The organism is Ginsengibacter sp. (genome assembly GCF_057362405.1).
The window spans coordinates 35,218-61,820 of sequence record NZ_JBMQQG010000082.1 but is presented as its reverse complement, the minus strand read 5'-3'; the positions used below and the strand labels follow the sequence as shown (position 1 = coordinate 61,820).

Genomic DNA, 26,603 nt, shown 5'->3' with positions numbered 1-26,603 from the left:
TCTCAGTAAATACAACCGTATCCGAATTCATTATGTCATACGTATTGATATCGCTCAACAGCGTTCCACAGATTGCGGGTGCATTACGAAAACTTTTGTAAACATTTTCATTGTGCTCATGCATAATGAACAGCGCTTTCCTGCTTTCCGGAACTATTGTGCTGAATATTTGCGTGAATTGCTTGGTTGCAGGTGCCTCCATGGTTATATCTTCTACAATAAAAATCTTATTGTCTTTTGCTTTTGCACTTAGCGCACCAATTTTTGCGAGATCTTTTACCTTGCGGTTCAACTTAATGTCGTAACCGTGAGGTTTAGGTCCGAAAACTGTACCACCACCTTTATACAACGGGTTACGAAGATTTCCCTTACGGCTGCCACCGGTACCTTTTTGTTTGTGAAGTTTCTTTGATGAACCTTCTACCTCTGCTCTTGTCTTAACTTTATGAGTACCCTGGCGACGAGCAGCCAGATGTTGTTTCACTGCCAGCCAAATAACATGGCTATTTGGATCTGCACCAAATATTTCATCAGGTAAATCGATATTTCTGCCGGTCTTTTTTCCTTCTATATTTATTACGTCTAATTTCATATTACTTCTGAATTAAGAGGATGGAACCATTATGGCCGGGAACCGAACCACTTATTAATATATAATTTTTCTCAGGGAAAATCTTTACCACCTTGAGGCCTTTAACCTGTACTTTATCGCTCCCCATACGGCCACCCATGCGCATGCCTTTGAATACGCGGGAAGGATAGGATGATCCACCAACAGATCCGGGAGCTCTTGACCTATCATGCTGTCCGTGAGATTGCTCACCAACACCATGAAAGCCGTGACGTTTTACCACACCCTGGAAACCCTTTCCTTTGGTTGTGCCAATAACGACTACTTTATCGCCTTCATTAAATATGTCAACACTAATAGTGTCGCCAATATTTTTATCTGTTTCGCTATCGCGTATTTCTTTTACGAATTTTTTTGCCGGGGTATTTGCTTTGGCAAAATGGTTTTTTTCTGAGAGGAGGGTGTGCTTTTCTTTTTTATCTCCAAAAGCAATCTGGACTGCATTATATCCGTCAGTATCTACAGTTTTCTTCTGAGTTACAACGCATGGGCCAGCTTCAATAATGGTCACAGCAGTCTGCCTGCCGTTAGTATCGAAAATGCTGGTCATGCCAACTTTCTTTCCAATAATACTTTTCATTTCTATTTTATTATATCCAGCGCTACGGCAAGCCGTAGATGGATGTTACAATTTTATATAAGAACTATGTAGCCTCATCCCGTCCTTCTCCACAAGGAGAAGGTGAAGACAAGTCCTACGCTTTAATCTCAACATCAACACCAGATGGCAAATCAAGCTTTGATAATGCATCTACTGTTCTTGAACTGCTGGTGTAAATATCCAGCAAACGCTTGTGCGTACACAATTGAAACTGTTCACGTGCCTTCTTATTAACGTGAGGCGAGCGCAAAACAGTAAATATTTTTTTGTGAGTAGGTAAGGGAATTGGCCCGGTAACTACTGCACCTGTGCTGCGCACTGTCTTTACAATCTTTTCGGCCGATTTATCAACCAGGTTATGATCGTAAGACTGAAGTTTAATTCTGATTCTCTGAGACATATTTAAAGAACTTTTATAGCACCAAATTTATTTCGGGAGCGCAAAGGTATGGGTATTGAATTAAATGACAAAGAATTAATTGTAAGTTTTGGCAATTATTTTTAAGGAACTTTGTGAGACCTGATTCAGCAGGGAATTTACCTAATAAAATAAATAATTAAATATGCAAAATAAAAATACGACATCGGGAAATGTAGTGTCCATGGATCTTTGGGATTCAGCCGATGATATGAACGAAATGTTGCAACCGAAAATAACTGTCATAGACTTACCAGAATTATCAGATATTCCGGGCCAGGCTAATATTGTACCCGCACCAATGGGAGAAATGGCTGATGTAACTTCATCGTCATCGGACGAAGAAGGTGACGAAATTTTCGGCGAAAAGGTTGATGAAATAATAGATGAAAATTCCGATTCAAATGTATCTGAAACAGAAAAAGAAGATCTTGAAAAGGCCGCCAACGACATGCCTTCAGGAGATGATGCTCATTTAAGGGAAGCCGCTCTTGATAATGTCGATGATGAGGGAACGCCATTAAATGAAGGCAGTTTTAAAGATGATTTATCTGGTATTGACCTGGATATACCTGGTGCGGAAAACGATGACGATGACGAAGAGATCGGCGAAGAAGACGAAGAGAATAATGATTACAGCCTGGGTGGCGACAATCATGACGATATTCCTGAAGACTCCTTCTAATTTTACTGAAGAATTTTCTTACTTGCCAACATAAACTGGCAGTATTTCTGAAAATATTTCATGCCTGGGCAAGCCTTATTTTAATGGCATTTTATTTGTTTTATAAACAACAAATAAATTACTAACAATTAAAAAAGGAGGTAAGCTATGACACTAGTAAAAAGAAATGGCAGGTCAGAATTTATGCCTTCCATTTGGAATAATTTTTTCAACAACGACTTGTTCAATTGGGACAACAATTTTGCCAGTTCAGGCAACAGTATCCCTGCAGTAAACATCAAGGAAACCCCTGATAGTTTCTTAGTAGAGATGGCTGCGCCAGGCATGAAGAAGGACGATTTCAAAATTGAACTTGATGGGGCTGCATTAACAATCAGCTCGGAAAAACAAGATGAATCTGAACAAAAAGAGGGAGAAAATTATAACCGGAAAGAATTTAGCTATCAATCATTCTTCAGAACTTTCCATTTACCCAAGGAGGTGGTAAATGCTGACAAGATCGAGGCCAAATATGAAAACGGTTTGCTGAGATTAAGTATTCCAAAAAGAGAAGAAGCAAAGCAAAAGCCAGCGAGGCTTATTAATGTGCAATAATTAAAGAATTATTGCCTAAAGTGACTCCTACAGGCCCTTTTCATATTAAAGGGCCATTTTTGTAACCGGGTTATTCATACAGGAAAAAAATATTTCAAGGGAAAATACCCGACGAAAATTAAAACCATGAACTCCTTTCCATTTATATGTCTATATTCAATTGTCATAACTTGAAACTTTTTTCGTTAAATTTAGTTAATGGATGTTCCAGATTTTGCTAAGCCTTACTGGCTAATTATAGTTACAATTATTTTTTTCGTTATTATAACTGGAAGGTATCTTTTAATAGCAGGAATTTTCTACCTGGTGTTTTATGTATGGTTTCCTGAAAGATGGAAAGCCCGCAAAATAAATGCAAGAAATTATAAAAGAGGGCAATTTAAAATAGAGTTGAAGTGGAGTATTGTAACGTCACTGCTGTTTTCGGTTGCGGGTACGGCCACCGTTATACTCTGGCAAAAAGGATTTACAAAAGTTTATACGGATTCTAACATTTATGGATGGTGGTATTTACCAGTGAGTCTTGCCATTTTCATGCTCGCGCACGAAACCTATTACTATTGGCTTCACAGGTGGATGCATCATCCGTCAATTTTCAAGATTGTTCATAAAGTACACCACGACAGTAATATTACAAGCCCGTTTACCGCCTTTTCGTTTCACCCGCTGGAAGGCTTACTGCAGGCAGTTTTTCTACCTCTTATGTTGATGATTTTGCCGATGCATTATTATGTTATAATTATTCAGCTTACGATCATGACAATCAGCAGCGTTATTAATCATCTTGATATTGAAATTTATCCCAATAGCTTCAATAATAGTTTTTTTGGCAAATGGCTTATTGGGGCAACGCATCATTCCCTTCATCATAAACAGTTTAAATACAATTATGGTCTGTATTTTACTTTTTGGGACAAGATAAAGAAAACTGAAAGTCCGCTCTTTAAAACGCTTTTTGAATCCACCACAGCAAAGCCTCCCCGCCCCATGACAAAAGGTTAATTTTTAATACAGCTTTATATTCATTGCTAAGACTAAAATTAAAAAGACTATCTTCGCATTTAATTTTTTAAATAACAACAATACAATGGACAACAAAACAACAGGAACCGTAAAATTTTTCAATACTGAAAAAGGCTTCGGTTTTATTAAGCACGATGATTCCTCAAAGGAAACATTCGTACATGCAAGCGGTTTAATTGATGAAATTAAAGAGAACGATAAAGTAGAATTCGACTTGCAAAATGGACAAAAAGGCATGAATGCCGTTAATGTGAAATTAATCGGCTAAAATCGATATTTTCAAATTACAAAGGGAAGTTTAATTACTTCCCTTTTTTTATTTAAAGATCCTGCCAATTAGTACATTCAGATGCAACTCAGGTAACATTTTTAAAAGTTACCTCCAGCCGAATAGCTACCACCCAATTCACCTCTAAAACATCCTTATAAGGCAATTCTAATACTTTACCAGCCTATATTTGTAATCAATAAAAAAACTAATGAAAAAAAATATTCTTTTTGCATTTATTATTATAATCACGGCAACTCGTTGCTCTCATAAAATATCGGGGAATACTACAGTTGTTCCAAAAAAAGAGGAACCCGCAGCCAAAGTAACACTCATAAAGGGCCAGAAATACATTGTAGAAAATAAGATAACTACCACCAGCACTTCTGAAATGCAGGGGCAATCAATGCAGACAAATGCTGATATAACCTCTGTTTATAACATAGAAGTGAACGACGTAAAAGACAGCATTTACGATTTGACCAATAAGATTGCTGCTATTAAAATGAATATGTCTACAATGGGTCAAAACATTACTTTCGACTCGGAAAAAAAAGAAGATATGGACGGCGAAATGGGAAGTAATTTAAAAGGTTATATTAACCATGCATATCCTGTTGTTATGGATTTATCAGGCAAAGTTATTTTTCACGAAAAAAATGATTCTGCACAAAATAGTGCCCCTACTCCGACTGAAATGATGCTAAAACAAATGGGTGATCCTGAAGCACAGGGTTATGGAGCAACATTTGCTTTCATCGCAATTTCAAAAAAAGCGCAGACGGGCAACAGTTGGCAGGATTCGACGTCAAAAGACGGCGTTAGCCGTGTAACCTATTATTCTATTAAAGAGGTAAAAGAAAATATAGCGACGATTGCCATTTCCGGAACGGAAACACGGGATACAAAAATTGAAATGCAGGGGATGGAAATCAACACAAGAACCAGTGGCAAATTTTCCGGGGAAGAAACCGTTAATATTAATACCGGGGTGATCTTACAAAATAATACTACAATGGTTGCCTCAGGAAACATTAGCGTTATGGGGCAGGAAATTCCTACAAAAATTAACGCTACGTCATTAACGACAGTAAAGGCGATGTAATTATTTAATCTTCCAGGTAAGTTAAAAATTTGCCTGGTCTGCTGCTGTAATTTTATTACCTTTTTTTTGCTGCAAATACAAAACGACTGAAAGGTTATTTAAGTCAGGCGATGAAGGCATATCTATCGTTGCTTCATTACTTCCGTCAGCAACTCTGTTTATGGTTTTAAAATTTGTTACGACGTTATAGTTAGTGAGTGTAGCTCCTCCATTCTCTCCCGCTTTTACATTCGTACTTGTCTGCTTTTGAACAAGAGCAATATTCAATACTGCATTGCCGGTTTTTCCCGATACATCGAAATTTATAATCGCTTTTCCCTGTCCGTCCGGCAGGCGGTCATTCTCAAACTTTACCGAATTGATCGAAACAGTGGCTTCAGGTTGTTCGGCCAAAGCTTTATCAATCGCATCGGAAATTTTATTTGCATCACTTCCGATCATTTCACTTTCACCATTTACTACAAGTTGCGGCGTATATACATCCGAATGTAACGCCGACGCGTAGTCGTATTGTCGTTTCGTATATTCTTTTGAACTATACGGATCCTTCCAACCTAAACGGTCCCAGTAATCGACATGAAAAGACAGAACAATCACATTTTCTTTAGTGTTGTAACTGCCCATGAGCCTGTCCGCAGAAGGACAACTTGAACAACCCTGGGATGTGAACAGTTCAAGAACTGCAACCTTTTTATTCCCGGATACGGATATGCCGGTTTCCAAATTTGCAGTACCTCCTTTGGATTTCACTCCACACGAAGAGATGCAGAACCATAATGTGACAACTGCACTAACTGAGAGAACCAGGTAAACAAACTTTTTCATAAAAACTATTTAATAAAATACGTGAGATGGTTTTGCAAAGTTTCGGTTAAAAATACTTTAACTTTTCTTCTTCAATAGTTGCTTAACTTTTTCAGTCAACTTTAAACGCATTCACTTTTCTTTACTGCTGTTAATAGTATTTTTGCCGCGTGAAAAAATATTTCGGATACATTGCCTGTTTGGCATTTTGGATTTTTTATTTTCTAATTTGCAAATCGCTTTTCCTGGTTTATCATCATCGGCTTACTGAAGCACTAACCGGCGGTGAAATTTTTAAAGTGTTTCTATATGGTTTGAGGATGGACGTATCCTTTGCGGCGTATATCTGTATTTTCCCTTTTGTTTTATTTTTTGTTAGAAATGCTTTCATAAAAATTCGAATTGAAAAGGTATTAAAAATTTATACAATTATCGTCATTGTATTGCTTTCATTTTTAACAACAGCCGACCTGGAACTATATACTGCATGGGGCTATCGGATGGACGCAACTCCATTGCTTTACCTGAAATCTCCCAAAGAAATGGGCGCCTCCGTTTCATCGTCCCCATTATTTTTGTTATTAATCATTTTTATAATTCTGTCTACATCATTTATATGGCTCTACAAAAAAGTGGTTAAAAGATATGTTCAGTTCCCGCCAGCCAGGTTTTCAATTCTTAACTTTTGCATCTCATTGTTTCTGATCGCATTCTTGTTTGTGCCTATCCGCGGCGGTATTCAAAAAATCCCAATGAACCAAAGTGATGTTTACTTTTCAACAAAATTATTTGCAGATCATGCTGCGCTAAATTTACCATGGAATATTTCCTTTTCTATTCTCAACAGGAACAATAAAAAAAATCCGTTTGATTATTTTCCCGAAAATCGTGCAGGGCAAATAGTTGGCGATTTATATAATACAGGGGCGGCGAAGATTCCCTCCATTTTCAATCTTAAAAAACCAAATATCCTGTTTATTATTCTTGAAAGCTATACCGCAAAGTTTGTTGGCTGTCTGGGTGGCGAACCAGGCGTTACTCCCAACCTTGACAAGATTGCAGCCGATGGATTATTATTCACAAATATTTATGCAGCCGGAGATAGAAGTGAAAAAGGCCTAATGGCAGTATTGAGCGGCTACCCCAACCAGGCGTTAACCTCTATAATAAAAACGCCAACAAAAACACAAAATCTGCCGTCTATAACAAAAACACTGGAAGCTAATGGATATGGCACCAGCTATACGTACGGTGGCGAACTTGAATTTGCCAACATAAAATCTTATCTCGTCAACACAGGCTTTGATAAACTGGTGAGTAAATATTCCTTTCCCATCTCGGAAAGAACGACGTCGTGGGGCGTGCATGACCAGTTTGCTTTAGATACTTTTTTTGCAGATATTAAACGAAAGCAGCAGCCTTTTTTTGCAACAATATTTACACTAAGCAGCCATGAACCTTACGATGTGCCGGCCTTTCATAAATTTAAGGGAAATGATGTAACATCAAAATTCAGAAACTCCGTTGCCTATACGGATAGCTGCATTGGTCTATTTATAAATCGCTTAAAACAAGATCCGTTGTGGCAAAATACATTTATTGTATTAGTGGCTGACCATGGTCATCCTTTGCCGGGGTATGACAGAAACGATCTGCCTTCAAAATTTCATATCCCGTTAATTTTTACCGGTGGTGCATTAAACATGAAAGGGATAGTCACAACAATAGGATCTCAAACAGATATTGTATCAACAGTTTTAGATCAACTTAATATTCCCCGCAACAAGTTCAAATGGAGCAAAGACTTGCTAGATTCATCGGCACGGCCATTCGCTTTTTATAGTTTCAACAATGGGTTTGGATTTGTTACTCCCACAGGCATCGTAACAATGGATAATGTTTCGAAAAAAGTAATTTACGAAAAGGGCAAAGTTGATTCCGCCGACATTAATAACGGAAAGGCATACATGCAATTCTCTTTCCAGGATTTTTTAAACCGATAGTACCTGTGCAGGCTGCAACCGCCTGTAAAAAATAGCCAGTAGAAAACAAATAGAACTAATAACCAACCAAAGCGTTTGGTACCCTGAATGTTCTGCAATTAAGGAACCGGCATACGGGCCCACAGTTTGGGCACATGCCCACGCCACGCTATATAATGCTGCATATTGCCCGCGGTTACTTTGTTCGGTTCTCGCGATCCAGAAGGCGTTCATAAAGGGCATGGCCAGTATTTCACCAAAGGTCAGAATCAACATTGAAAGAACTGCAATCATTCCATAATTTACTTTGGGCAAATTCAGTGATAAAAAAGCCATGGATACCAGCAAGACGCCTCCCGATATAAAATGGAGCGAGGGGCGTTTCCCTTCAAGTGAAAAGATGGTAATCATTTCAAAAACGGCAATAATCAACCCATTGAGCGCCATAATCAGCCCGATAAACAAAACACTTAAATGAAAATGTTCTTTAAAAAAGACAGGGATGGTAGTGAAGAGCTGGAAAAAACACAATGCAAATAGAAACACTAAAAACACAAAAGAAATATAAGTGCGGTCTTTGTAAGCTGAATTTTTTACTAATGTTTTTTCCCGGGTTTTTACTTCGGTAGCGGAATTACGTTTAGGCGACAACGTTATATATAAAAGGCATGCTGCCAAAAGGTTAGTAATTCCGTCAACCCAAAACAATAAATTATAATTAAAACTCGCGATAATTCCTCCCAAAGCGCCACCTGCCGCCCAGCCGAGATTAACAGCAAGCCTGTTAAGCGAATAGGACCGTGTTCTGTTAACCTCTTTACTATAATGAGCGATAGCGACCGTATTGGCCGGCCGAAAGGACTCATTTAAAATAGCAAGAATGAAGGTGCATATGCAAATGCCCGTATAGGACCGAACTTCACCAAGTATGATAAACATAGATCCGCCGAAAATCAAGGCAAACAATTGTACATAATAGTATCCAATTTTATCTACTAACTTACCACCTGCAAGAGAACCAACAATAGCCCCCAGCCCGAAAAGACTCATAACAAACCCGGCTTTGCCAATAGTAACACCATAATGTTGCGTGAGATACATAGTCATAAAAGGTATCACCATTGTTCCGCTCCTGTTTACAAGCATTACAAGCGAAAGCCACCATGTGCCTGGTGAAAGACCGCCGTAAGCTTTTTTGTAAAGGGAAAGTGTTTTGCCAATCATAATGTTGACAAATATAGATTAGTTACTAATGCAATTCTTGCTGCATTAACGGCGCCAGGAGTACACTCCATTTTTCATATTGAAGCGCAGATGGATGTAAGCCATCGCCTGCGACAAGCTGAAGATTATATTTAGCCTCCCTGGAGATGGGGGTTATATCAAGATAGTGCACTCCCGCTGCCAAAGTGATGGTTTTGTTGGCGGCGTTAAATTCGTCAATTTCTTTTGCTATCTGTGCAGTATCAGCACCCGCGGCATAAGGTGTAACGCTGTAATCCGGAATAGAGAGTACGATTACATGTTCCTTATTATTGCCAGCATATGAAACAGACCTGTTCAGTAGTTCGGTGAACTCGGCTTTATACTCGGCAATACTTAGGTGCTGATATTGATTATTAACGCCAATAAGAAGGGTTACAATTGAGTAATTGGTTTTGGGTGGATTAGCGTTTAAAGCGTTAATCAGGTTGGTGGTCGTCCAGCCCGTTACCGCAATAATATCGGGTTCTTTTATTTGGATACCTTTTTGTCTTAACAAGTTAACAGTCTGTACCGGGTATCTGTCGGCAGTATCAACCGACTGGCCAATCGTATAAGAATCGCCGAGAGCTAAGTAGGTTTTTGAAGTATCTGCAAAAGGTGCCTGGTTCATAACTACATCGTTACTTTTTTTCGCACACGATATTATGGATAAAAACGCAATTGACAGCGAAACCAACTTCTTCATAACGCATTTTTTAAGTATTAAAATCCTATATACGAAAAAATACAGGAGCAGGTAACGACATTATTAAAAAAGGCGATTGATATTAATCAAACGCCTTTTATTCTCATTAGCTTTAAGAATAATCTATTTATACAATATTTCATAATACTCATTAGCCATCCGGTTGCTGTCAAACTGGAACTGAACATCTCTCATTCCGTTTTTTACAATTTGTCGCCACGTATCAAAATCATCATAATAGATAGGCAGTATTTCCTTTTCCAGGATTTCGTACAACTTATTTAAATCGTATTCATCCTGCTCTTCAACGTGCATGTTCATATAATCGGCAGGAGGCACTACAAACCCATTATTGCCGTTGTTGATGAATTCGCATATCCATCCGTCGTTAGTACTAAGATTTACAGCCCCGTTCATCGCTGCGGTCATTCCACTTGTTCCGCTTGCTTCCCTGGGCACGCGAGGATTGTTTAGCCATACGTCAGCCGATTGCTTCAATCGTTTGCTTAGTGTAAGCTCATAGCCGGTACATACCGCAACATTTTTATATTGCTTACTCAAATTCACCAGGTGATTAAAATCAGCTATTGCAGGAAAGTCAAGTGGGTAGGGTTTACCGGCCCATATTATTTGTATCGGGTATTTCGGATTATTTAATAACGCTTCAAAACGTTTATGATCTCTCGTTAGTAACTCAGCTCTTTTATAGCCGGCAAATCTCCTTGCCCAAACAATAGTCAGCACCTCGGGTTTCATCAACTTACCGGTCTGGTCTGCAACAATTTCAAATCCTCTTTTCTTAAGATATTTCTTCCTGTCATCAAATACAGTATCATTTCCCTCTTCTTTTGCCCGATATAATTGTTTATCTGCCCAATAACGCCAGTTCTGGGCGTTCGTGATAGATTTTATTTCGCAAATACCTTCATACTTTTTCCACATTTGCCTGCTCACTTCTCCATGAAGTTGCGATACTCCATTTGCCAGGTGAGCAAAACGCAATGCGGCAAGCGAATGATTAAAAAGATTGTCCGTAATGCCGGTGAGTTCCCTCACTTGTGCCAAAGGCATCCCATAGAAATAACTCATTTTCTCGCAAAGAAACATGTCATGCTTTTCGTTACCAGCTTCTTCAGGGGTATGTGTCGTAAATACTAATCGCTTTTTTACTTCGTCTTTATTACCAAATTTTTTAAACAGGTAAAATACTGAACTTACAGCATGGGCCTCGTTAAGATGGTACAGATCGGGGTTAAAATTTAGCTGATCAATTAATTTGGCGCCGCCAATTCCCAGCAAAATAAACTGGGCAATTTTAGTGGCAGCATTTCCATCGTATAACCTGTTGGTTATTGTCTGGGATACATAATCATTTTCCGGCACATCAGTACTAAGCAAAAACAGTGGCGCTGTATTAAATGTCTTCGGATTTAAATGCCAAACTTTAACCCATACAGGATGGTCGTGAATCGGAATCTGGAACATGATGCCGGTATCTTCCAGAAAATTATAGATCTTATCGATCCAAACTACGTTCAAAGTCTGGTCCTGGTTTCTGGCCTGATCATAGTAGCCTTCTTTCCAAAGAATACCAATACCAATCAAATTTTGTTTGAGCTCATAAGCACTGCGTAAATGAGAACCAGATAAAAACCCCAAACCACCGCTATAAATTTTCAAGGGCTGGTGAATCGCGAACTCCATGGAGAAATAAGCAACCTTTTTTGAGTATCGTGCTTCGGTTTCATAGGGGACCCTGTAATTTTCAAAACTCATAATATAATCAGATCGAATTTAATGAGGGCGCAAGATAAAAGGAAAATTCAACATATTGAAGGTTTCGGCTTGCAATTGTAAGTTGCGTCTCTCATGTACAGTAACGTTAAACATTAATAATTGTTTTGTATCAAATTAATTTTTGTAAACTATCAACGTGCCAATTGTTCCAATGCTGCCCTTATGATCAGTTCGATTCCTGCTCTCATATTAAACTAAAAGATAATTTCCCGTTTGGCGTTTTAAGATTGACTTATCAAATTTAATTTTTAGATTTGTCTAAATTTTTTTTTAAATAACATGAAATTATCTGAGAGCGAAGAAAACTACATCAAAAGTATTTATAACCTCCAGTCTAAAACGGAAAAGGTAAATACCAACTCACTCGCGGCTTTTCTTGATACAAGTGCGGCATCCATAACCGACATGCTGAAGAAATTAAAATCAAAAAATCTGCTGGAATATAAGAAGTATTATGGATTCAGGTTAAATAATGCCGGCAATAAGCAAGCGCTTAAAATTATAAGAAGGCACCGGCTATGGGAATTTTTTTTGGTATCGAAGCTTGATATGGAATGGGAAAAAGTTCATGATATTGCTGAAGAACTGGAACATGTAAGCAGCACAGAACTGATAGAAAAACTGGATCACTTTCTCGGTAATCCTAAAATAGATCCTCATGGAGATCCTATTCCCGATGAAAAAGGCGTTATGCCTGTTCTTCAGCAAATCGCCCTAAAAGATTTATCCATTAAGAAAAATGCAGTTGTAAGTTCTGTCAGCAACCAATCGCCGCAAATGATGGAAATGTTGAATCATTATGGATTAAAAATAGGCTCCCCAATAAAAGTTCTGAAGTCTTTTGTATTCGACGGATCGCTCCAGGTTAAGATTGCCAAACAACCAGAGTGCATTATCAGCGGGCTGGCTGCTCAAAATATTTTTGTATATGATAGTTGAGAAGAAACTATACGATAATTCCCTGAGTGAAGTACATGGAAGCATCGAAACGAAGAGATTGGGTTGGAAAAGAATATTTTCTTTCCTGGGGCCAGCTTATCTAATAAGTGTTGGTTACATGGACCCGGGAAACTGGGCTACAGACCTGCAGGGAGGAAGTAAATTTGGCTACGCACTTATTTGGGTATTGCTGATGAGTAATCTTATGGCTTTACTTCTACAAGGGTTGTCGGCTCGCCTGGGTATTGTAAGAGGGCGTGATCTTGCGCAGGCTAACCGGGAAGCATACCCGAGAATAATCAACTTCACGTTATACATTCTTGCAGAAATCGCCATTGCTGCATGCGACCTAGCCGAGGTGTTAGGAATGGCAATCGGTATTCAGTTACTTACCGGTTTACCTTTAATCTGGGGAGTTAGCCTCACAGTGTTCGATACTTTTTTATTACTCTATCTCCAAAAGTTGGGCATGCGAAAGATGGAAATATTCATTATTACACTTGTTGGAATAATAGCCGGCGCCTTTTTGATTCAAATGATTATGGCAGCGCCCGCTGTCAGCGAAATTGCTACAGGCTTTGTGCCCCACATACCTAATAATGAAGCATTATATATTGCCATCGGGATTATTGGTGCTACGGTAATGCCACACAATCTTTATTTACATTCCGCACTGGTGCAAACAAGAAAAATAGAACGCACTGAAAAGGGAATAAAGCAAGCTATTAAATACAATAGAATTGATAGCACCGTCGCACTGAACCTGGCTTTCTTTGTTAATGCTGCCATCCTGGTTGTTGCAGCCGCAGTTTTTTTTAAATCCGGCAATTCACAGGTGGCAGAGATACACGAGGCCTATCATTTGCTTCCAAATTTTTTAGGAAACGTGGCGCCTTATTTATTCGCAATAGCACTAATAGCTGCAGGCCAAAGCTCAACAATCACAGGAACACTTGCAGGCCAAATTGTAATGGAAGGCTACCTGAGTCTGCGTATTAACCCATGGTTACGCAGACTTATTACAAGGCTACTCGCAATTATTCCAGCGCTAATTGTAATAATCATTTATGGCGATAAGCAGGTTGATTATTTGTTGGTACTTAGCCAGGTTATCCTTAGCCTGCAGCTTGGTTTTGCAATTATTCCCCTAATCCATTTTGTTAGCGATAAATCGAGGATGGGAAATTTTGTAATAAAAACTCCAACAAAGATAATGGCGTGGCTTATTGCCGTTGTGCTTATATGGCTTAATGTTCAAATGCTGGTAAGCCAGTCTGTGCCTGTATTTGAGGGAAATGCAATTATGCCAAAAATAATAATTATTGCAAGTGCCCTGTTTTTCAGTGCCTTACTTTTATATCTACTTTTTGAGCCGGCAATAACAAGAAGAAAAATGGCAGCCTCTATTAAAATACATCCCGAAATGGAAAACATCATACTTGATATCCCACGATATGACAGAATAGCTGTTGCGTTGGATTTTTCTGAAAACGATAAAAAATTGATCAGTTATGCAATAGGGCAAGGAAATGAACGGACTCATTATATACTCCTGCATATTGTTGAAAGTGCATCGGCAAAATTATGGGGAAGCCAGAGTGATGATTATGAAACAAGAAAAGATCATGCTCAGTTGGATGGCTATGTTAACCAATTAAAAGAAAAAGGATTTAAAGCAACAAGCCTCCTCGGATTTAGAAACCGTGCAAAAGAAATTGTAAGGCTCGTAAAAGAAAGTAATGCAGAAATGTTAGTTGTGGGAGCTCACGGCCACACGGGTCTAAAGGATCTCATTTATGGAGAAACTGTTAATTCTGTAAGGCATGAACTTCGGATTCCTATATTAATGGTGAGTTTAAAAGATGAAAATATTTGATGAGACTCACGGATGAAACAGACTGCTATTTTATCACGACACTTTCCCTGATCTTTTCAATTGCAGCAGCTATTTTACTATTCCATTCTAATTGCTTTTGAACGTTGATGCTATGATTAGTTTCCCGGTCATATAAATGCTGTAACTCCGAATTTTCTTTATATACTTTATCAAAAATCGAGGTCAGTAATTTCGCATAATTTCCCTTCGTAAATTTTGCCTTTTTTATTTCAGCAATAAATTTTTCTGCGCCAAGCCTTGTAATATCAAAATGATGCTGCTCATGAAGTAAATGATATTCGGAATTTATCCGGGGCTTTCTCCATGAATCGCTTTTAGTGAAAAAAGTATACACACCAATGTTTAGGTAAATATTCCTTTTGTCAAATTTCATTTGAGAATCGAAGGCGAAACCCGACGCAGTTACCGCGCCGGCAAAATTATTTTCAATTGGCTTCCCTTTAAAATCACTCCATTACAGGTCCCTGTTAAAATCATAGTAAATAGTATCACTTTTTATAGAAGCCTTTCTATTTTCCATAAATGCGTGTACGATCACTTTCTGAGCCATACAATCATGCATTATTGGTATAGACATCACCAGTAGAAGAACGGTTTTATACTGCATCATTTTGAGTGTAAATATGTTACAAAAATTTTACGAAGGCCCGAAATAAAAAGTTAAATCCCATGGTGCATTGCCCCGGTCAACGGGTGATTTTATTTGCAAAACATTACATCACATAAAGCATAATTTCTATTCAATAAAATGCAGCTATACTTCGTTATAATACATTGCCTTGATCAGAAATAAAATAAATTACCTAAATTGTTGTCTCAAATTCTTTTACCAATTCCGAAAAACTGACATGGATTCCTTCCTGACGGACATATCACATCTCAACAACTCTTCAGAATTTTTATGTGGCTTCACCGATACTGACTTCCGGTTTTTACATATGAACCGGTTATTTCAGAAATACTTTGGATTGGAAAATGAAGAATGGAAAGGGCGCCTGTTTACTGAAGTGGCCCAAATTTTCCAAATGGAAAAATTCCTCGAAGCTAACAATGAATGCATCAATAATCCTGGTAAAATTATTTGCATTGAAATACAAACTACAACAGCTACCTCCGAAAACTGGTTCAAATGGGAAGTAACTGCAATTGTTAATCAAAAGAACAAGGTGCAGGGCATCCGCTTTTTAGGCACGGATATTACAAAACACAAAAAGGCAGAACATACCCTATTACAACAGGCCGTTTTGCTTGACAACATTTCGGACGCAATTATATCGAGCGACGAAAATTTCTGCATTAAGAACTGGAATCGTAAAGCGGAAATGATGTTTAATTTATCATATGAAAATGGCGCTAGCGCTCCTTCACACAAGATTGGCAAAATAGATTTTGTAAATGATTCGGTAATTAATTTTAAGAAACAGGTTCAAGCCAATGGCTTCTGGAACGGTGATGTTTTAGTCGAAAAAATGGATGGTAACCAATTGCGTCTGCAAGGAAAAGTAAACGCAATTTTAGATTCAACGGGAAAAACGACGGGTTTTGTTGCGATGATCAGTGAAGTGGCAAAACAAGAAGTTACCGAAAACAAATTCAGTCTTGACCAAAAGAAATCAGAGCTTGACCGGGTTAAAGAACAAGATCAGTTCCATACTTTTATGGAGTATGCCCCGGCACTTGGATGGATAAATGATGAAGATGGCATATTGCACTATATGAACACTTTATTTCAAAATTCCTTTGGCCTGCCCGACAGCGCAATTGGTGAAAATATTTTTGATTATTATCCTGTTTCAATGAAGCCTAATTGCAAAGCGAGCGATCTTGAAGTGCTGGAAAAAAATACGGGTATCGAAACTTTTGAAGATAGCGTTGCCGGGAACGGTGAAAAACTTTGTTTCCAGGTTTATAAATTCCCGGTAGGTCACCACAATAAAAAAAGACTCATCGGCGGCCTGGCTTTTAATATTACGGGCCAGGTGAATGACAAGATGGAAATTATAAAAGAAAGAAACCAGTTTCAATCTTTTATGGAAAATGCACCATTATTAGCCTGGATTACAGATGCGAAAGGTGTACTGCAATACATGAATACACGCTTTAAAACTTCCTTTAATTATACCGATGATCGTTTGAACAAAACGATCGGGAATGGTCGGCCAATTTCAGAAAGAGAAAAAGTTCTATTGCCACACGAAGATGTCCTCATAAAAAAGAAAAGCATTGAATTATTTCATGAGTGGACGGATTCGGACAATAAAGTGCATTCTTACCGGACTTTTAAATTTCCAATACAGGATGTTGAAGGTAATTATCTTGAAGGAGGACAGTCTATTGATATTACGGCTGAATTATTAACCCAGCGTGCCCTGCAAAGGAGTAATGAACTATTTGAATATGCAGGCAAAGCCACCCGTGATGTTATTTGGGACTGGAGCCTAAAAGAAAATAAAATAAGAAGAACCGGCGGTTATAAAAATCTTTATGGTTACGAAATGACAGACCTGTATGAGCCGCACAATTATGATAAAATACACAAGGATGATATTGCCAACGTTATGAAAATTGTTGAAGAATCATTCAATAGTGATGCTTCACGCTGGCAGCTTGAATATAAATATCTCTGTGCCGATGGTTCTTATAAAATCGTAATTGACCAGGCATACATCATTAGAAATAAAACCGGCAAAGCGGTACGGGTAATTGGGTCGATGCAGGACGTAACGGAAGAACGTGATTTGCAGGAACAGGTCCTGATAACTGAAAAGCAAAAAAAGAGAGATGTTGTTAATGCAGTAATTGATGCCCAGGAAAAAGAAAGAAATGAACTTTCGGCAGAATTACACGACAATGTAAACCAGTTACTGGCGGCAGCAATATTGTATTTAAAGACGGCGCAAAAACAGGAAGTCATTAAAGAATCTCTCGTATCGCAGAGCCTCGATTATGTTCAAAAAGCGATTGAAGAACTCCGCAATATAAGCCGCAACCTTACTCCTTCAGAATTAAAAATGAATGGCCTTCGTGCCGCATTAAAAGTCTTTGCCGAAAAATTACACATCCCCAAAAGTTTTGAAGTCAACCTTACATTCGGTCAATTGTCTGAAAGCAAAATAACGCAGCCACTTAGATTAGCAGTATATCGTATTATACAGGAAGTAATTAATAATATTCTCAAACATGCCAATGCAAACAAGGTAAATATTAGCGTGTCTGAAAAAGACGATGTCCTAAACCTAACGGTGACGGATAACGGAAGAGGTTTTGATTTAGTTTCCTTCAAAAAAGGATTGGGAATAACCAATATTTATAATCGGGCCGAAAATTTTGGCGGTTATGCGGAAATAATTTCTTCGCCGGGAAAAGGTTGTACCTGGCACGTAAATATTCCGTTGAGTGAAACGAATCAGCAGCCTGTGATAAAAAATCAATATGTTTAAATGGCCTCAATGTTTTTGGCTGAGAAAATTTTGTGCGCTATTCGCAATCTCATCTGTTTCAATTTTATTCATACATTTAAAATGACCCAGGGGACATTTATCAAACCCAATTTTGCTGCAAGGCCTGCACCACAATTTGTTCACCTGGAAAATTTTATATTCAGTATTATAAGGATACATTCCAAACGAAGGAACTGTATTGCCCCAAACAGAATATACCATTTTTTTAAAAGCCGCAGCAATATGCATTAGTCCCGTATCGTGGCTTATTACCAAATTGGATCTGCGAATAATATCAGCAGATTCATTTAACGAAAATTTGCCGCAGGCGTTATAGATTTTTATAGAATCAACACTGCTGATATCAGCGCCGTTATTAAAGTCTTCTTTGCCTCCGAGCAAAATAACCGGGTATTCAATTTTAGCACACAGGTCTTTTAATTTATCTACGGGCAATTTTTTTGTAAAATGAGCGGCGCCAATGGCAATGGCCAAAAACCCCTGTGAATGCGAAAAAGGTATATCTGAATCTTTAACTTTATCATTTTCAGGAATAAAAAAATCAAGGCCTAATCCATCATTAACCACGCCCAAGCCTGAGACAGTTTCCATATACCTGTCAACGATATGTTTTTCAGGCATCAGGTTTATTTTAAAGTTAGTATATATCCATTTTTGGGTATTTAACTTATTAAAAGAATGAAAGGGGACACCTTTTAACGCCTGTTTAATTCTCAGCGTTCGTAAATTAAAATGGAGATCAATCACAGCGTCAAACTTTTCTTCTTTAAGAACATCTACGGTATCCTCAAAATCATCATCAAGCGTGATAACTTTAGTTAAGTAAAGGTTCGATTCTACAATAGATGCAAAATTTTTTTTTGTAAGAAACCAGATTTCTGCGTCGGGAAACTGTTTGCGCAAACAGCGTACAACCGGCGTAGTTAGTACGATATCGCCAATGGAAGAAAACCGGATAATTAGAAATTTTTTTGCCAAGAATTACGCTGATTTACACTAATAAAAATATCAATTTACCTTCATACAATTTTCTATGTTTTTAGCATCATCTGTTTTATAACCTTCATTTGGAAGGAAGGGCTACATTTCAATATAATCAAGCTCTTTATGAAATGTTTCTTCGCTCAATACAGCAGCTATTATACTAATTATCATGACGATAACGCCCGTGATAAAACCGCTCATAACATAGTTGAAATAATATTGTAAACCGTTAAAAAGCAAAAGCATTAAAGGCAAAGAACCCCTGACCATATTGGGAATGGTGGTTGCCGCGGTTGCCCGAAGATTAGTCCCGAACTGCTCGGCTCCCATAGTTACAAATATGGCCCAGAAACCGGTTGCCAGTCCAAGCCCCCCGGAAATCCAATACATGGTAGCGGCACTACTCGCGGCCGTTTGCATGAAATACAATGATATCATTACTATGGTCATGATATAAAAAACATACAACGCCTTTTTCCTGCTCTTTAAAACATGACTAAGAAGACCTGCTAACACATCTCCGATGGAGATTGCGATATATGCATACATGGTAGCCTTGCCCGGGCTTACGTCTTCGTTGATGCCAAAGCCCTTTGCAAACTTATTGGAGAAGGCAATAAGAATACCTATTACATACCATGTTGGGAGGCCCAATAAAATGCTGCAGGCATATTTCTTAAACCTTTTCCTGTTACTAAAAAACATCAGGAAGTTTCCTTTAGTTACGGAGCGATCCATTGATTGATACATTCCCGATTCGAATACACTTACACGCATTATAAGCAAAAGAAAACCGAGACCGCCACCAATGAAATAGCAAATTCTCCAATCATATCTCTCCGATATAAAAAAAGCGACTACGGCTCCCGTTAGTCCGAGGCCTGCCACCAGTGAGGTACCAATTCCTCTCTGTTCTTTTCTCAGCAATTCAGCAACTAAGGTAATGCCGCCGCCCAATTCACCGGCTAGGCCAATACCAGCGATAAACCTGGCGATGGCATATTGAGGTACGGTTTGCACAAAGCCGTTAGCAATGTTGGCAAGAGAATATAATATAATAGAGCCAAAAAGTATACTAAGTCTTCCTTTCTTATCGCCCGCTATTCCCCATATAATACCACCGATCAACAAACCAATCATTTGAATACCCAGGATCAATTCTCCCTGTTTGTCTATTTCTGTTGCACTTAAGCCAAGCGATTTCAAACTGGGAATACGAACGATAGCGAAAAGAAGTAAGTCGTATATATCGACAAAATAGCCTAATGCTGCAACAATTACAGGAATCGAAAACACCGCAATCTGTTTCTTGTTCATATCAAAAATCAAATAGTTGTATTGTTCCTACCTTCCTTTTTTTTAGGAACGAATACCTTCCATAAAACCGGGAACGTAGTAACCACAATAATACCCACTACTATTACTTCAAGATGTTCTTTTAAATCGAAGTGAAACTGGTGCATGATGAAGGTTTGCAAAAAATGGCCGGCAAATAACATACTACCAACCCACAATATGCTACCAACCATATTATAGTAAGCGAATTTTTTATGGTTCATTAAAACGATACCTGCTACTATGGGCGCAAAGGTTCTAACAAACGGAACGAACCTTGCCAACACGATAGCCTGGCCTCCATTCTTTTCATAAAATTCATGCGCTTGTACCAGGTATTTTTTTTTGAAAAAGAACGTATCTTTTCTTTCAAACAAAAAAGGTCCGCTTTTTTTCCCGAACCAGTACCCCACATAATTTCCCAAAATTCCCGCTATCGAAATCAGCAACCATAAAATAAAAAGATCTGCCCATTGACTGTTGGTTTCAAACATCGCTGAGGCGACAATGCCCGGAACATGGTTTGTTGTACTGCTGAAAATACCCGTAACAAAAAGCAAAGCATCACCTGGCAAAAAGAAACCGGCAAACAATCCTGTTTCGGCAAACACAATAAACAATATCATCCATAAGCCGCCGTGCTGTATATAGAAATGAGGGTTCAGTAAATCTCTAATACTTATTCCTAAAATGTCTAATAATTCCACTGATAGTTTTTTAAATTATTAATCGGCAAGTTCACCTTCCCATTTACTTACGGCTGATGTAGCCAATGCATTTCCCAGCACGTTAGTCATAGTGCGAAACATATCGCAAAAATGATCTATTGGCAATATTAAAGCAATTCCTGCAGGTGGAATATGAAACATACCGCAAGTTGCTAACACTACGACCAGTGCGGCACGGGGCACACCCGCAATTCCTTTGCTGGTAAGCATTAGCACGAGCAACATGGTAATTTGCGTTCCTACGTCCATATGAATTCTATATGCCTGCGCTATGGCAACACTCGCGAATGTCATATACATCATACTGCCATCAAGGTTAAAACTATATCCTAACGGTAGCGTAAATGCAACAATTTTTTCCGGACAGCCAAAGCGTTCAAGCTCTTCCGTTAGTTTGGGAAAAACAGCTTCGCTGCTTGTGGTACTGAAGGCAATTAATAACGGCTGTGCAATTCTTTTTAAAAGTAAGGGAACTCTATTCTTTAAAATTAAATAACCAACGGCGATTAGTACCAACCACAGTAGAAAAATGCCGATAACAAAAAAGAAAAGATAATCGCCATAGAATCGAAATATGCTAAATCCGTTAGTGGCAATAACTGCGGCCAAAGCGCCAAATACACCAAGAGGAGCGAAATTCATTACATACCCAACCATTTTTAAAATTACATGCGACACACTTTCAAGCGCCTTTATTAGAGGCTTTGCATAATCACCAATGGCTGTAGCAGCAATTCCAAAGAAAACACTAAAAATTACAATTTGTAAAATTTCGTTTGACGCCATAGATTGAAAAATGCTCTTGGGAAAAACATGCTCCACAAAATTGGTTAAAGAAAACTGTTGCGTATTCGTCATTAAATCCTTTGCTGCAGACACATCCGCTACACTTAAATTGATGGCATCCCCGGGCCGGAAATAATTCACCAATACAAGGCCGATAAATAGACTTACCAGGGACGCAGAAACAAACCATAAAAGCGCCTTACCACCTATTCGCCCAACGGTTTTTAAATTACCCAATTTTGCGATGCCTACCACCAATGTTGAAAATACTAACGGTGCAATAATCATTTGTACCAATCTTAAAAAAATGGTGGTTAATAAATTCATGTTAACCGAAAAAGAAGCAACAAAAGAAGATGAAGAATTTTCATGCACGATGTATCCAAGCAAGCTTCCTGCAAGCATTGCTATGAGAACATAAATGGTAAGCCTGTTCTTATTTTTACTGATAGTCTTTGTAAAACCCATAAAGTTTGCAATATAATATTTAAAATGTGTTATAAAGCGTAGCGGTTAAAAATTACACACTGGTTCAATATTTTAAAAATTAATTCCTTACTTTTCCAAATTGATAACCAAAACCATAATTCATTTATATGAGTTTATTTATTACTAAACCTATGAGCAGCCTTATGGCTGAGGCAAGCGAATCGGGCAATACATTGAAAAGAACTTTGGGTCCGGTTAATTTAATTGCCCTGGGCATAGGTGCTATAATAGGCGCAGGGCTTTTTGTAAGAACAGCTGCAGCCGCAGCTCAGAATGCAGGGCCTTCGGTAACGATTGGTTTTATTGTAGCTTCCATTGGGTGTGCATTCGCAGGATTGTGTTATGCAGAATTTGCGTCGATGATTCCAATAGCAGGAAGTGCCTACACTTACTCATATGCAACCATGGGCGAGTTTATTGCGTGGATTATAGGATGGGATCTCATTCTTGAATATGGTGTTGGTGCCGCAACGGTAGCTATCGCATGGAGCGAATATTTTAATAAACTGTTGCAAATTTTTGGACTGAATGTTCCTTATCAATGGTGTCATTCACCGTTTGAAGTTTCTACTTCCGGCATTCATGGTATCATGAATATTCCAGCTTTATTCATCATTATCGTACTTAGTTTATTATTGATAAGAGGCATGCAGGAGTCAGCGGTAGTAAATGCGATCATTGTTATTTTAAAGGTTGCAATCGTGGTGGTTGTTATAGCAATGGGATGGCAATATATACGGCCCGAAAATCACACACCTTTTATCCCGGCCGATTCTACTTATACGGATCAACAAGGAATATCACATCATTATGGAGGTATACTTGGAATATTAGGTGCAGCGGGTGTTGTATTCTTTGCATTTATTGGATTTGATGCCGTTTCAACTGCTGCGCAGGAAACGAAAAATCCTAAAAGAGATATGCCGATTGGTATACTTGGATCGTTGGTAATCTGTACAATTTTGTACATACTTTTTTCATATGTACTCACTGGAGTTGCTTCAGTTAATGATTTCAGAACTCAAGGAAAAGAAGCATCAGTAGTTTATGCAATTGAACACATGAGCGGGGCAATGGTCAACGGCGTTTGGATCCCAACTTATAAATGGCTCAGTAATCTTGTAACCATTGCAATTCTTGCAGGCTTTTCTTCAGTAATCCTGGTAATGCTAATGGGACAGTCCAGGGTATTTTATTCTATGAGTAAAGATGGGCTTGTTCCTAAAATTTTTGCCAAAATTCATCCCAAGTTTAAAACGCCATATAAATCAAACCTGATATTCTTAATATTTGTTGGCTCTTTTGCTTCCTTTATTCCTGGCGACATTGTGGGAGATATGACGAGCATAGGTACCTTATTTGCCTTCATGCTGGTGTGTGCCGGCGTTTGGATAATGAGGCGCAAACATCCCGAAATCAAAAGAGGATTTAAGGTTCCCGCTGTAGGCCTGGTATCAATTCTAGGTATTTTTGTTTGTGGCGCTATGATCTTTGGCCTGGGCTGGACAAACTGGGCAAGGTTGATAGGCTGGCTGCTTATAGGGTTTATTATTTATTTTGGTTATAGCCGCTATCACAGCAGGCTGAGAAACCCAGGTAAATTTCCGGAAGATGAAAACCCTCATGTTATTCCGGAAGAGGTACCTCCTTTAATATAAAGACCGAACTCCTTACTAACAGTTTAGCTTATACGTAGTTAAGAAATTAAAGAAATACTTTGCTGTTGTTTTGTAAGATTAAAAAAGTGTGTTTATAGCCTACCAATACATGAAGTAAATTTTATTACATAACTTCTTCAAAAATGTTATCGCTAAAGCTGTTTTTCTTCAACAACTGGTAATGTTTTTTTAAGGAAACTATAAGTGGAAAGCGTCGGTAAGGAAGATTATTTTTTTCGGCAAACTTTTTAACAAGTGCGGTGATTTCAGGATAATATACATGGTTAACTGATGGAAATAAATGGTGCGCAATATGATAATTAAAACAACCCATGAAGAACCTGGTGAACCAGTTATCTTCTGCAACATCATTAGTTGTGCGTAACTGATGCTCAAACCAACTTGTAGGTAACTGGCCATTTTTATCCGTTATTGGAAAAGAGCTATCAGGCACGGCATGAGGAGTAACTAATACGATTAACCCAAATATACTTGCGGTTAAAATCATAATAAAAAATGCAACCAATATTTGCATCCAGGTTATATGCAACACTAATTTAGGAATTACAATAAGATATGTAAGGAAGAAAAGTTTAAATAAACCCAGTTTAATATATTCAATTGCCGGAATTTTCGCCACCTTATGCACCAGTTGTTTTTTGCGAAAAAAGTCTTTAAAGTCGCGGACAAAAAGCCAGTTAAATAAGAACAAGGGGTAAAGCATGGGAAGATAAATATGTTGGTAGCGATGTATTGGCGAATAAGGGGCATTAGGAAATACCCTCGCCATAGGACTTTGCTCGAAATCACTATCCCACTGCAACACATTCGGATAATTGTGGTGAAGCCTTATATGTCTCAGGCGCCAGATATAACTATTGGCACCCATCACGTCGAATAAGTGTACATATAGTTTGTTTAACGTCTTACTTTTAAAAAGTGCATTATGTACCGCTTCATGGATGAGATTAAGAAAATTCAAATCAATCAAAAGACCTAAAAACAGATAGCAGGCATACAATACCAAAGAGTTTTTACCAGCAAGCAGCGCAATAATGTAAAATGAAAAATATAAGGCAGGAAAAAGAATCGCCTTGATGGTAATTATAGGCTCTCGCTTTTTTTCCAGTCGTTTTACTGTGTGATTAACTTCTTCTCTTAATTGTTGAAATACGTCTTGTTTTGCCGGCACTTTCAGAAAGGTCGGTTTCCTGGTTGTCTTTTCCATAACAATTCGGTTTACTGACTTTACAAACATCTTAGGTTATTTTTTAACCGATTATGCTTGATTATTACTTCCTATATAAAAAAGTTGTTATACCAAAATCAGACCAATTAGCATTTTCATGACAAAATGCTAATTGCCATTACAGTAACCAAATTACTGCCGTAATGTCCACTTTCTTTAAAAATGAAATAATGCCAGTTGTCTTGTAAAACCGGCAATAAGGGGGACATCTATCCAATAAAAAGAACCGTACTTATAATTACTTTACGAGATGTAGAGAGTGGCTCTAATAAGGTTCGATTGGCGCCAATAGAAAATCTGAATAAAAATGAGTTGATAAAATTTTCTAAGATGTGAGATAGACATAAATTTAGATATTATTAAAAATTAATTTATGGCGAAAGCTATCTTGATTCAGTACTCTTAAATTTGTTTCCACGGCTCATCAAAATCTAAATTACTATCCTTTTGAAAAAGATAACATCGATATTTATGGGAGTCACCTTAATTGGGCTATGTGCATTCGCATTCCTTCAACAACAGCAAAAAATTACGATCGCTGCCGCGGCGGACCTGAAATTTGCGATGGATTCAATCATAACTTCTTTCAAGTTGCAAAATTCCGGGGCGGATATACAAGTTGTTTATGGCTCCTCCGGGAAATTCTATCAACAAATAGCCAATAGTGCTCCGTTTGATATTTTCTTTTCGGCTGATGTAGACTACCCGAATAAATTAAAAGATCAAGACCTGATAAATGGTGATATTAAAACGTATGGCATTGGTCAAATAGTTCTCTGGAGTAAAAAAACAGATCCCAATAAAGAAGGAATGAATACATTGCTTGATGTGGACATTAAAAAAATTGCCATTGCCAATCCCTCTCATGCGCCATATGGCAAGCGTGCACAGGAGAGTTTACAGTATTTTAAATTATATGATAAAATTAATGGCAAGTTAGTAATGGGAGAAAACATTTCGCAAACCGCTCAATTTGTAACAACGGGCGCTGCCGATATAGGCGTAGTTGCCTTATCGCTTGCGCTGTCCCCGGCAATGAAAAACGAAGGTGGAAAATATTTTCTTATTCCGGAACAAAGTCATAGGTCATTAGAACAGGCATATACATTGCTGAAACATGCTGAAGGAAATGCAACAGCCACTAAATTTTTCAATTTTATTTCGTCACCAGCAGCTGTCAGTATCTTAACCTACTATGGCTTTTCTCAAAAGAAATAA

Annotated in this window: 25 protein-coding genes; 11 read left to right on the top strand and 14 right to left on the bottom strand. The window is 38.1% G+C overall.

Annotated features, from left to right (window positions below):
* The 3 genes from rplD to rpsJ form a co-directional block, all read right to left on the bottom strand.
* A partial coding sequence (gene rplD, locus ACO1O5_RS07390) for a 50S ribosomal protein L4 (RefSeq protein ID WP_486269198.1) occupies nucleotides 1–592 on the bottom strand: 592 nt, incomplete at its 3' end.
* A 1-nt stretch (nucleotide 593) separates the two neighbouring features.
* Nucleotides 594–1,211: a 50S ribosomal protein L3 gene (rplC, locus tag ACO1O5_RS07385; RefSeq protein WP_486269197.1), complete on the bottom strand. Its 618-nt coding sequence runs from the start codon at nucleotides 1,209–1,211 to the stop codon at nucleotides 594–596.
* Nucleotides 1,212–1,326: 115 nt separating this feature from the next.
* Nucleotides 1,327–1,632, bottom strand: a complete 306-nt coding sequence (gene rpsJ / locus ACO1O5_RS07380; protein ID WP_123122649.1) for a 30S ribosomal protein S10 — start codon at nucleotides 1,630–1,632, stop codon at nucleotides 1,327–1,329.
* Between the two features lie 163 nt (nucleotides 1,633–1,795).
* Here rpsJ and ACO1O5_RS07375 point away from each other — a divergent pair, with 163 nt between their 5' ends.
* The 5 genes from ACO1O5_RS07375 to ACO1O5_RS07355 all read left to right on the top strand — a co-directional run bounded on the left by ACO1O5_RS07375 (nucleotide 1,796) and on the right by ACO1O5_RS07355 (nucleotide 5,325).
* On the top strand, nucleotides 1,796–2,335 hold the full coding sequence (locus tag ACO1O5_RS07375) for a hypothetical protein (RefSeq protein WP_486269196.1): 540 nt from the start codon (nucleotides 1,796–1,798) through the stop codon (nucleotides 2,333–2,335).
* A 147-nt stretch (nucleotides 2,336–2,482) separates the two neighbouring features.
* Nucleotides 2,483–2,929: an Hsp20/alpha crystallin family protein gene (locus ACO1O5_RS07370; protein ID WP_486269195.1), complete on the top strand. Its 447-nt coding sequence runs from the start codon at nucleotides 2,483–2,485 to the stop codon at nucleotides 2,927–2,929.
* 198 nt (nucleotides 2,930–3,127) lie between these two features.
* Nucleotides 3,128–3,931, top strand: coding sequence for a sterol desaturase family protein (locus ACO1O5_RS07365; protein ID WP_486269194.1), 804 nt, complete (start codon nucleotides 3,128–3,130; stop codon nucleotides 3,929–3,931).
* A gap of 85 nt (nucleotides 3,932–4,016) precedes the next feature.
* The gene (locus ACO1O5_RS07360; RefSeq protein WP_486269193.1) at nucleotides 4,017–4,220 is read left to right on the top strand and encodes a cold-shock protein; all 204 of its coding nucleotides are present in this window, start codon (nucleotides 4,017–4,019) and stop codon (nucleotides 4,218–4,220) included.
* A 211-nt stretch (nucleotides 4,221–4,431) separates the two neighbouring features.
* Nucleotides 4,432–5,325: a DUF6263 family protein gene (locus ACO1O5_RS07355; protein WP_486269192.1), complete on the top strand. Its 894-nt coding sequence runs from the start codon at nucleotides 4,432–4,434 to the stop codon at nucleotides 5,323–5,325.
* Nucleotides 5,326–5,346: 21 nt separating this feature from the next.
* Here ACO1O5_RS07355 and ACO1O5_RS07350 read toward each other — a convergent pair whose 3' ends face one another.
* On the bottom strand, nucleotides 5,347–6,150 hold the full coding sequence (locus ACO1O5_RS07350) for a DUF1223 domain-containing protein (protein WP_486269191.1): 804 nt from the start codon (nucleotides 6,148–6,150) through the stop codon (nucleotides 5,347–5,349).
* 149 nt (nucleotides 6,151–6,299) lie between these two features.
* Here ACO1O5_RS07350 and ACO1O5_RS07345 point away from each other — a divergent pair, with 149 nt between their 5' ends.
* Entirely contained in the window at nucleotides 6,300–8,132 is a 1,833-nt protein-coding gene (locus ACO1O5_RS07345; protein ID WP_486269190.1) for an LTA synthase family protein, read from the top strand.
* On the opposite strand, the gene ACO1O5_RS07340 is transcribed toward ACO1O5_RS07345, so the two are convergent.
* The 3 genes from ACO1O5_RS07340 to glgP all read right to left on the bottom strand — a co-directional run bounded on the left by ACO1O5_RS07340 (nucleotide 8,121) and on the right by glgP (nucleotide 11,838).
* Nucleotides 8,121–9,335, bottom strand: coding sequence for an MFS transporter (locus tag ACO1O5_RS07340; RefSeq protein WP_486269189.1), 1,215 nt, complete (start codon nucleotides 9,333–9,335; stop codon nucleotides 8,121–8,123). The genes ACO1O5_RS07345 and ACO1O5_RS07340 overlap by 12 nt on opposite strands.
* A 25-nt stretch (nucleotides 9,336–9,360) precedes the next feature.
* On the bottom strand, nucleotides 9,361–10,062 hold the full coding sequence (locus tag ACO1O5_RS07335) for an SGNH/GDSL hydrolase family protein (protein ID WP_486269188.1): 702 nt from the start codon (nucleotides 10,060–10,062) through the stop codon (nucleotides 9,361–9,363).
* Between the two features lie 123 nt (nucleotides 10,063–10,185).
* Nucleotides 10,186–11,838: an alpha-glucan family phosphorylase gene (gene glgP, locus ACO1O5_RS07330; RefSeq protein WP_486269187.1), complete on the bottom strand. Its 1,653-nt coding sequence runs from the start codon at nucleotides 11,836–11,838 to the stop codon at nucleotides 10,186–10,188.
* Between the two features lie 300 nt (nucleotides 11,839–12,138).
* Between glgP and ACO1O5_RS07325 the strand changes: the two genes are divergently transcribed.
* The gene (locus ACO1O5_RS07325; protein WP_486269186.1) at nucleotides 12,139–12,798 is read left to right on the top strand and encodes a metal-dependent transcriptional regulator; all 660 of its coding nucleotides are present in this window, start codon (nucleotides 12,139–12,141) and stop codon (nucleotides 12,796–12,798) included.
* On the top strand, nucleotides 12,788–14,674 hold the full coding sequence (locus ACO1O5_RS07320) for an Nramp family divalent metal transporter (protein ID WP_486269185.1): 1,887 nt from the start codon (nucleotides 12,788–12,790) through the stop codon (nucleotides 14,672–14,674). The genes ACO1O5_RS07325 and ACO1O5_RS07320 overlap by 11 nt, the downstream gene beginning before the upstream one ends.
* Nucleotides 14,675–14,699: 25 nt before the next feature.
* On the opposite strand, the gene ACO1O5_RS07315 is transcribed toward ACO1O5_RS07320, so the two are convergent.
* Together ACO1O5_RS07315 and ACO1O5_RS07310 are read right to left on the bottom strand one after the other, a co-directional pair.
* Nucleotides 14,700–15,068, bottom strand: coding sequence for a DUF922 domain-containing protein (locus tag ACO1O5_RS07315; RefSeq protein WP_486269184.1), 369 nt, complete (start codon nucleotides 15,066–15,068; stop codon nucleotides 14,700–14,702).
* 81 nt (nucleotides 15,069–15,149) lie between these two features.
* The gene (locus tag ACO1O5_RS07310; RefSeq protein ID WP_486269183.1) at nucleotides 15,150–15,305 is read right to left on the bottom strand and encodes a hypothetical protein; all 156 of its coding nucleotides are present in this window, start codon (nucleotides 15,303–15,305) and stop codon (nucleotides 15,150–15,152) included.
* Nucleotides 15,306–15,543: 238 nt separating this feature from the next.
* On the opposite strand from ACO1O5_RS07310, the gene ACO1O5_RS07305 reads away from it, so the two are divergent.
* A complete protein-coding gene (locus tag ACO1O5_RS07305; RefSeq protein ID WP_486269182.1) occupies nucleotides 15,544–18,135 on the top strand; it encodes a PAS domain-containing sensor histidine kinase in 2,592 nt (863 codons plus the stop codon).
* 6 nt (nucleotides 18,136–18,141) lie between these two features.
* Here ACO1O5_RS07305 and ACO1O5_RS07300 read toward each other — a convergent pair whose 3' ends face one another.
* The 4 genes from ACO1O5_RS07300 to ACO1O5_RS07285 all read right to left on the bottom strand — a co-directional run bounded on the left by ACO1O5_RS07300 (nucleotide 18,142) and on the right by ACO1O5_RS07285 (nucleotide 22,457).
* A complete protein-coding gene (locus ACO1O5_RS07300; protein ID WP_486269181.1) occupies nucleotides 18,142–19,134 on the bottom strand; it encodes a glycosyltransferase family 9 protein in 993 nt (330 codons plus the stop codon).
* Between the two features lie 102 nt (nucleotides 19,135–19,236).
* Nucleotides 19,237–20,457 (bottom strand): MFS transporter, encoded by a 1,221-nt coding sequence (locus ACO1O5_RS07295; protein WP_486269180.1) that lies wholly within the window; start codon nucleotides 20,455–20,457, stop codon nucleotides 19,237–19,239.
* Nucleotides 20,458–20,465: 8 nt separating this feature from the next.
* A complete protein-coding gene (locus ACO1O5_RS07290; RefSeq protein ID WP_486269179.1) occupies nucleotides 20,466–21,182 on the bottom strand; it encodes a DedA family protein in 717 nt (238 codons plus the stop codon).
* Between the two features lie 18 nt (nucleotides 21,183–21,200).
* Nucleotides 21,201–22,457: a dicarboxylate/amino acid:cation symporter gene (locus ACO1O5_RS07285; RefSeq protein ID WP_486269178.1), complete on the bottom strand. Its 1,257-nt coding sequence runs from the start codon at nucleotides 22,455–22,457 to the stop codon at nucleotides 21,201–21,203.
* A gap of 128 nt (nucleotides 22,458–22,585) precedes the next feature.
* Between ACO1O5_RS07285 and ACO1O5_RS07280 the strand changes: the two genes are divergently transcribed.
* Entirely contained in the window at nucleotides 22,586–24,136 is a 1,551-nt protein-coding gene (locus ACO1O5_RS07280) for an amino acid permease (protein WP_486269177.1), read from the top strand.
* A 124-nt stretch (nucleotides 24,137–24,260) separates the two neighbouring features.
* Here the strand turns inward: ACO1O5_RS07280 and ACO1O5_RS07275 are convergent, their stop codons facing one another.
* Nucleotides 24,261–25,364 carry a fatty acid desaturase family protein gene (locus ACO1O5_RS07275; protein ID WP_486269176.1) on the bottom strand — a complete coding sequence of 368 codons (1,104 nt, stop codon included), beginning with the start codon at nucleotides 25,362–25,364 and terminating at the stop codon, nucleotides 24,261–24,263.
* A gap of 468 nt (nucleotides 25,365–25,832) precedes the next feature.
* On the opposite strand from ACO1O5_RS07275, the gene modA reads away from it, so the two are divergent.
* Entirely contained in the window at nucleotides 25,833–26,603 is a 771-nt protein-coding gene (gene modA, locus ACO1O5_RS07270) for a molybdate ABC transporter substrate-binding protein (protein ID WP_486269175.1), read from the top strand.

Coding starts and splice junctions, on each gene's coding strand:
- ACO1O5_RS07275 (WP_486269176.1), bottom strand. CDS start 25,364: ATGGAAAAGACAACCAGGAAACCGACCTTTCTGAAAGTGCCGGCAAAA.
- ACO1O5_RS07285 (WP_486269178.1), bottom strand. CDS start 22,457: ATGGGTTTTACAAAGACTATCAGTAAAAATAAGAACAGGCTTACCATT.
- ACO1O5_RS07375 (WP_486269196.1), top strand. CDS start 1,796: ATGCAAAATAAAAATACGACATCGGGAAATGTAGTGTCCATGGATCTT.
- ACO1O5_RS07365 (WP_486269194.1), top strand. CDS start 3,128: ATGGATGTTCCAGATTTTGCTAAGCCTTACTGGCTAATTATAGTTACA.
- ACO1O5_RS07350 (WP_486269191.1), bottom strand. CDS start 6,150: ATGAAAAAGTTTGTTTACCTGGTTCTCTCAGTTAGTGCAGTTGTCACA.
- ACO1O5_RS07325 (WP_486269186.1), top strand. CDS start 12,139: ATGAAATTATCTGAGAGCGAAGAAAACTACATCAAAAGTATTTATAAC.
- ACO1O5_RS07310 (WP_486269183.1), bottom strand. CDS start 15,305: ATGATGCAGTATAAAACCGTTCTTCTACTGGTGATGTCTATACCAATA.
- ACO1O5_RS07295 (WP_486269180.1), bottom strand. CDS start 20,457: ATGAACAAGAAACAGATTGCGGTGTTTTCGATTCCTGTAATTGTTGCA.
- ACO1O5_RS07340 (WP_486269189.1), bottom strand. CDS start 9,335: ATGATTGGCAAAACACTTTCCCTTTACAAAAAAGCTTACGGCGGTCTT.
- ACO1O5_RS07280 (WP_486269177.1), top strand. CDS start 22,586: ATGAGTTTATTTATTACTAAACCTATGAGCAGCCTTATGGCTGAGGCA.
- rplC (WP_486269197.1), bottom strand. CDS start 1,211: ATGAAAAGTATTATTGGAAAGAAAGTTGGCATGACCAGCATTTTCGAT.
- ACO1O5_RS07320 (WP_486269185.1), top strand. CDS start 12,788: ATGATAGTTGAGAAGAAACTATACGATAATTCCCTGAGTGAAGTACAT.
- ACO1O5_RS07305 (WP_486269182.1), top strand. CDS start 15,544: ATGGATTCCTTCCTGACGGACATATCACATCTCAACAACTCTTCAGAA.
- ACO1O5_RS07360 (WP_486269193.1), top strand. CDS start 4,017: ATGGACAACAAAACAACAGGAACCGTAAAATTTTTCAATACTGAAAAA.
- ACO1O5_RS07315 (WP_486269184.1), bottom strand. CDS start 15,068: ATGAAATTTGACAAAAGGAATATTTACCTAAACATTGGTGTGTATACT.
- ACO1O5_RS07335 (WP_486269188.1), bottom strand. CDS start 10,062: ATGAAGAAGTTGGTTTCGCTGTCAATTGCGTTTTTATCCATAATATCG.
- rpsJ (WP_123122649.1), bottom strand. CDS start 1,632: ATGTCTCAGAGAATCAGAATTAAACTTCAGTCTTACGATCATAACCTG.
- glgP (WP_486269187.1), bottom strand. CDS start 11,838: ATGAGTTTTGAAAATTACAGGGTCCCCTATGAAACCGAAGCACGATAC.
- ACO1O5_RS07355 (WP_486269192.1), top strand. CDS start 4,432: ATGAAAAAAAATATTCTTTTTGCATTTATTATTATAATCACGGCAACT.
- ACO1O5_RS07370 (WP_486269195.1), top strand. CDS start 2,483: ATGACACTAGTAAAAAGAAATGGCAGGTCAGAATTTATGCCTTCCATT.